Raw genomic sequence first — 5370 nt, 5'->3', positions numbered from 1 at the left:
TCGCGGCGTCCGGACTTCCAGTCCTCGCGCTCCAGCGTGGCGCCGGTCTCCATGAACCCCGGCGCGAACGTGTTCACGCGGACGGACGGCGCGAACGCCGCCGCGTAGGACTTGGTGATGCCGAGCACCGCCACCACCGACCCCGACGCGATCCGGCGGATATGGGCCCGCCGCCCCTACAACATCGGCATCGCCTGCGGCCCGTCCCGCCTGCTGGTGATCGACCTGGACATGCCCAAGCCCGGCGAGCACCCGCCGCCCCGGTGGGCGCTGCCCGGCGTCAACGACGGCGCCGACGTGTTCGCGCTGGTGTGCGAACAGGCCGGCGAGGCGATGCCGCTGGAGACCTTCCAAGTCCGCACCCGGCGCGGCGGCTTCCACCTGTACTTCACCGCCCCCACCGGCGTCCGGCTCACCAACACCGGAGGCGAGCACGGCAACGGGCTCGGCTGGAAAATCGACACCCGCGGCGACGGCGGATACGTCGTCGGACCCGGATCCTTCGTGGATCTGCCGGACGGGACCGGCGCCTACGTCCCGTTCCACACCCCGGCGCCGGCGCCGCTGCCGGGATGGCTGGCCGAACGGCTCCGCCCGGCGCCGCTGCCGCCGCAACGCCCGGTCACCGTGGCGCTGGCCACCGGGCACCGCGGCGCCTACCTGGGCAAGGCGGTCACCGCCAGCCTGGACGCGATCGCCGCCGCGCCCGAGGGGCGCCGCAACGCCACCCTCTACGGCGCCGCCGTCGCCCTCGGGCAACTGGTGGCCGGCGGCGCCCTGGACCCCGACGACACCGAGCAACTGCTGACCGCTGCCGCCGTACGCGCCGGACTGGCTGAGATGCCCGCCCGCCGAACCATCCGGTCCGGGTTCCGCACCGGCACCCAACGCCCCAGGAGCGTCCCCGCATGACCACCAAACCCCACCTGCAGGTCGGGTCCGGCCCCGAAACCATCCGGGTACTGAAAACCGAGCTGGCCAACGGCACCCTGCCCGATACCTACGTCTCCGCCGGATCCCTGGTGCACATGGAGACGGTGTCGGGCGGGCAGACGTCCCCGGCCGCCGACGAAGACTCGCCGCTGCCGGTGACCGCCAGCCCGGTCACCCCCGCCACGCTCGCGGGTTTGCTGGCCGAACACGCCTACGTCTACCGGGTCCGGTCCCGCCGCACCGGCAACGGCGCCACCGAGACCTACGAGGAAGAGATCACCCCGCCCCGCGACATCCTGTCCTCGGTGCTGGCAGGCAAGACCTGGCCCGGCCTCGCACCGCTGCGCGGCGTGATCGGCGCGCCGGTGCTGCGCCGTGACGGCACCCTGCTGCAGCGCCCCGGCTACGACGGTGCCACCGGCCTTTACCTGGCGTCCAAGGTCGCGCTGCCGCCCGTCCCCGACCGGCCCACCGCCGAACAGGTGAGCCAAGCCCGCGATTTCGTGCTGAACCGGTTCCTGCGCGACTTCCCGTGGGCCAGTCCCGCCGATCGGGCGAACTATGTGGCGCTGCTGGTCACCCCGATCCTGCGGCACTTCACCCGGTCCCTGACCCCGTTTGCGCTGATCGACGCGACCATGCCCGCGTCCGGGAAATCGATCCTGACCGGCGGGCCCGGAATGCTCTACGGCCAGCGCGTGATGCCCTGGGCCTACACCGAGGAAGAACTCCGCAAGTCCATCACCGCCGTGCTGGCCGAACAGGTCGGCGTCGTGGTGTGGGACAACCTCGCCGAGGGCACCGTCATCGACTCCGCCACCCTCGCACTCCTGGTCACCGCCGGCGTGTGGTCCGACCGGCAACTCGGAGCGTCCCGCAACATCGCCACCGTCAACGACCGGCTATGGATGGCCACCGGCAACAACCTCCAAGTAGGCGGAGACATGGCCTCCCGCACCGTCCGGGTGCACCTGGACCCCAACATGCCCCGCCCCGAACAACGCGACCAATCCCGGTTCGGGATCCCCCACCTTGACCAGTGGATCACCGACCCGCGCAACCAGCTCACCGTTCTGTGGAACCTGCTGGTGCTGGTCCTGGACTGGACCCGCACCGGCGCACCCCGCGCCGACACGGTCTCGATGCGCCAATTCACCCCGTGGGCGCAAGCCCTCGGCGGGTTCCTGGCCCACCACGGCATAGACGGGTTCCTGGCCAACGCCGCGCAAGTGCGCGACATCGACGAGGACGAAACCCGCTGGCGCGCGTTCCTGGCCTGCTGGCACCACCTGCACGGCTCCGAACCGATGACCGCCGCCGAACTACGCCGCTCCGGCGAACCCGACCGCATCGGCCTGGACGAACACGACCGGTGGGAAGGCCAGTTCATCACCACCCACACCGGCCGCCTGCCCAACGCGCTGGCCCTCGGACGCCTGCTCACCGGACAGACCGGACGCTGGCGCGGCGACTACGTCATCCGCTCCGGCAAGCACGACCGCGGCGACCGCAACGTCTTCTGGGTCGAACACCATGAGCAGTGACCCGACCCGAAACCCGCTGAAACATCTCCGCATCTCCGCAACGCCGCAAACCCTCCACCGACCTGCGGAGATACCTGCGGAGATCACCACCACCGGCCACCATCCATCTCCGCATCTCCGCAACCACTGCGGAGATAGATCCCCAGATGCGGAGATGGCCAGAGCCCCGCCCCACCCATCTCCGCACACATCACCGCAGGTCACCCGCCCAAGTGCGGAGATGCGGAGATGCGGAGATGTTTCAGCCCCTCCCACACAGCAGCACACCGGACCGGCACCCAAGCCACCACGCACACCGCCGGACCGCTCCGACCAACCGATCACGTCCAGGAAGGACCCCCGAATGGCCGCTCGGAATCCCGCCGCGCCGTCCAACCTGCTCACGCTCGCCGAGGTACTCGCCGAACTCCGCGTGTCCCGTAGCACCTTCGACACCTGGCGGACGCTCGGCACGGCCCCGAAGTGCATCAAGCTGCCGAACGGACGCATTCGCGTTCACCGCAACGACCTCAACGCGTGGCTCTCGACCCGCACCGAGGTTGCGGGGACGGTCTGAAGTGGCCTACTCCCATGACGTCAGCATTTGGGAGCTGGCGAGGAAGAAGAACCGCAAGCGCGGTCACGGCGTCCGCTGGACGGTGGCCGGCAAGGAGACCTCGAAGTGGTTCACCGAACGGGCGCTGGCCGATAACTACCGGTCCAAGCTCATGCAAGCGGCGAGGAAGGGAGAAGGGTTCGACACGGACACGGGCCTACCCGAGTCCATGGTCCGCGCTCAACTCTCCGTCACCTGGTACGACCTCGCTTGCCGGTTCGTTGATCTCAAGTGGCCGCACGCCGCGGCCAAGTCCCGGACCGGCATCGCCGATGCTCTCGCGACCGTCACACCGGTCCTGGTGACCACCAAGCGCGGCAAGCCGGACGACAAGGTTCTACGCGCCGCGCTCTACGGGTGGGCGTTCCACAAGGTTCGCCGCGAGACGACGAAGCTGAGCGGTCAGGAGGCCGCCGCGCTCAAGTGGGTTCAGGACAACTCGTTGAGGGTGGTCACCCTCAACGAGAAAGAGCAGAGGTCCCAACTCATCCGCTCGGCACTCGACACGATCGCCCTGAAGATGGACGGCAAGCCCGCCGCGGCGAAGACCGTGGCCAGGAAGCGAGCGATCTTCTACGGCACGCTCAACTACGCCGTAGAACTCGACATCTTGCCGGCGAACCCCATCGACCGCGTGGCCTGGAAAGCCCCCGCCATCGCAGAGGAGGTCAACCGGAACGTTGTGGCCCGGCCTCGGCAGGTCCGCGCACTGCTGGCCGCGGTTGAGGCCAAGCGGCCCGAACTCACGGCGTTCTACGGCTGTCTGTACTACGCCTACATGCGGCCCGGCGAGGCGAAAGTCCTTCGCAAGGGGGACTGCATCGACCTGCCGGAATCAGGGTGGGGCCAACTCTTGCTCACCGGCAACTCGCCCCGCGTCGGCTCGGAATGGACGGACGCCGGGACGAGTCACGAGGAACGGCAGTTGAAGCACCGGGCAAAGAAGATCGCTCGCCCCGTCCCAATCCCGCCCGAACTCGTCCGGCTGCTGCGTCGCCACCTGGACGAGCACGGGACGGCGCCGGATGGGCGTCTGTTCTCCGGTGGGCGCGGCGGGCCGCTCTCAGAGAGCGTCTACGGGCGCGTCTGGCAGACGGCCCGAGAGAACGCGCTCACACCCCCGCAGGTGGCCTCTCCGCTCGCCGGACGGCCGTACGACCTCCGCCACAGCGGCGTCACACTCGCTCTGAACGCCGGCGTCCCGGCGCCCGAGGTCGCGCGCCGCGCTGGGCATGGCGTTGATGTGCTGCTACGGGTCTACGCCGGGTGCATCGACGGCCATGAGCAGATGTGGAACGGCCGTATTGAGGACGCTCTCAAGGACGGCGACTAGGGAGGTCACAGCCCGCACAGAGTGTCCCGTGACTGTCCCGTGAACACCCGGCAATCGCTGGGAACAGTCGGGACCTACCGGGAGCGAACGAGAACAGCCCCTGACCGCGTTGTAGCTGGTCAGGGGCTGTTTTACGTGATGGTGGCGGGTCCAGGATTCGAACCTGGGTAGGCTAAGCCGACGGATTTACAGTCCGCTCCCATTGGCCACTCGGGCAACCCGCCGTGGTGTCGTTGAAAGAATAGCGGACCGCGGGAGTGGGTGTGACATCGAGGCGGGGTGGGGAGTCGATACGCTCTGTGGATCGGGAAGTTGCTGCTGAGGGGATGTGTGGGCCGTGGCCGACTCCAGCTTTGACATCGTCAGCAAGCTCGACCGGCAGGAGGTCGACAACGCGTTGAACCAGGCCGCCAAGGAGGTGGCCAACCGGTTCGACTTCAGGAACGTGGACGCGGGGATCAAGTGGTCGGGTGAGTCGATCGAGATCCAGGCGAACACCGAGGAGCGGGCCAACGCGGTGCTGGACGTGCTGAAGGACAAGCTCGTGAAGCGGGGGATCTCGCTGAAGTCGATCGACGCCGGGGAGCCGAAGCCTTCGGGGAAGGTGCACAAGCTGAGCGTGGGGCTCAAGGAGGGCATCGCGCAGGACGAGGCGAAGAAGATCGGGAAGATCATCCGGGATGAGGGGCCGAAGGGTGTGAAGGCCCAGGTCCAGGGGGACGAGCTGCGGGTCAGCGCGAAGAAGAAGGACGACCTGCAGCAGGTCATCGCGCTGCTCAAGGGCAAGGACCTCGAGGTGGCGCTGCAGTTCGTCAACTACCGGTAGTCGCTTGAGGAGCGCGTCGGCCCCATCCCCCGCAGAAAGGGGCCGGCGCGCTCTCGTGTGTTATGACGCGGCGGCGGCCGGGATGGTTCGGGCGGATTTCAGCGGGGGCCGGCCATGCGCTCCAGGCGGGCGATCCGGT

The 5370-nt window shown here is 68.7% G+C and carries 5 protein-coding genes and 1 tRNA gene; 5 read left to right on the top strand and 1 reads right to left on the bottom strand.

The genetic code is table 11. The annotated features are described in order from the left end of the window. Positions 1-117: 117 nt before the first annotated feature. From ETD96_RS40820 to ETD96_RS40805, 4 genes are all read left to right on the top strand, one after another. Positions 118-912, top strand: a complete 795-nt coding sequence (locus tag ETD96_RS40820) for a bifunctional DNA primase/polymerase (RefSeq protein ID WP_138641839.1) — start codon at positions 118-120, stop codon at positions 910-912. Next, entirely contained in the window at positions 909-2477 is a 1569-nt protein-coding gene (locus tag ETD96_RS40815) for a hypothetical protein (protein WP_138641838.1), read from the top strand. The genes ETD96_RS40820 and ETD96_RS40815 overlap by 4 nt, the downstream gene beginning before the upstream one ends. Positions 2478-2820: 343 nt before the next feature. Continuing rightward, positions 2821-3033, top strand: coding sequence for a helix-turn-helix transcriptional regulator (locus ETD96_RS40810; RefSeq protein WP_138641837.1), 213 nt, complete (start codon positions 2821-2823; stop codon positions 3031-3033). A gap of 1 nt (position 3034) precedes the next feature. After that, positions 3035-4405: a tyrosine-type recombinase/integrase gene (locus ETD96_RS40805; protein ID WP_138641836.1), complete on the top strand. Its 1371-nt coding sequence runs from the start codon at positions 3035-3037 to the stop codon at positions 4403-4405. Positions 4406-4544: 139 nt separating this feature from the next. Here the strand turns inward: ETD96_RS40805 and ETD96_RS40800 are convergent. Further along, positions 4545-4629, bottom strand: a tRNA-Tyr gene (locus ETD96_RS40800). A gap of 113 nt (positions 4630-4742) precedes the next feature. On the opposite strand from ETD96_RS40800, the gene ETD96_RS40795 reads away from it, so the two are divergent. Continuing rightward, the gene (locus ETD96_RS40795; RefSeq protein ID WP_138641835.1) at positions 4743-5231 is read left to right on the top strand and encodes a YajQ family cyclic di-GMP-binding protein; all 489 of its coding nucleotides are present in this window, start codon (positions 4743-4745) and stop codon (positions 5229-5231) included. The last annotated feature ends 139 nt before the right edge of the window (positions 5232-5370 follow it).

The sequence above is a fragment of the Actinomadura geliboluensis genome (genome assembly GCF_005889745.1).
GTDB classification, from domain to species: Bacteria; Actinomycetota; Actinomycetes; order Streptosporangiales; family Streptosporangiaceae; genus Spirillospora; species Spirillospora geliboluensis.
This window is presented reverse-complemented; position numbering and strand designations above follow the sequence as displayed.

Coding starts and splice junctions, on each gene's coding strand:
- ETD96_RS40820 (WP_138641839.1), top strand. CDS start 118: ATGCCGAGCACCGCCACCACCGACCCCGACGCGATCCGGCGGATATGG.
- ETD96_RS40815 (WP_138641838.1), top strand. CDS start 909: ATGACCACCAAACCCCACCTGCAGGTCGGGTCCGGCCCCGAAACCATC.
- ETD96_RS40810 (WP_138641837.1), top strand. CDS start 2,821: ATGGCCGCTCGGAATCCCGCCGCGCCGTCCAACCTGCTCACGCTCGCC.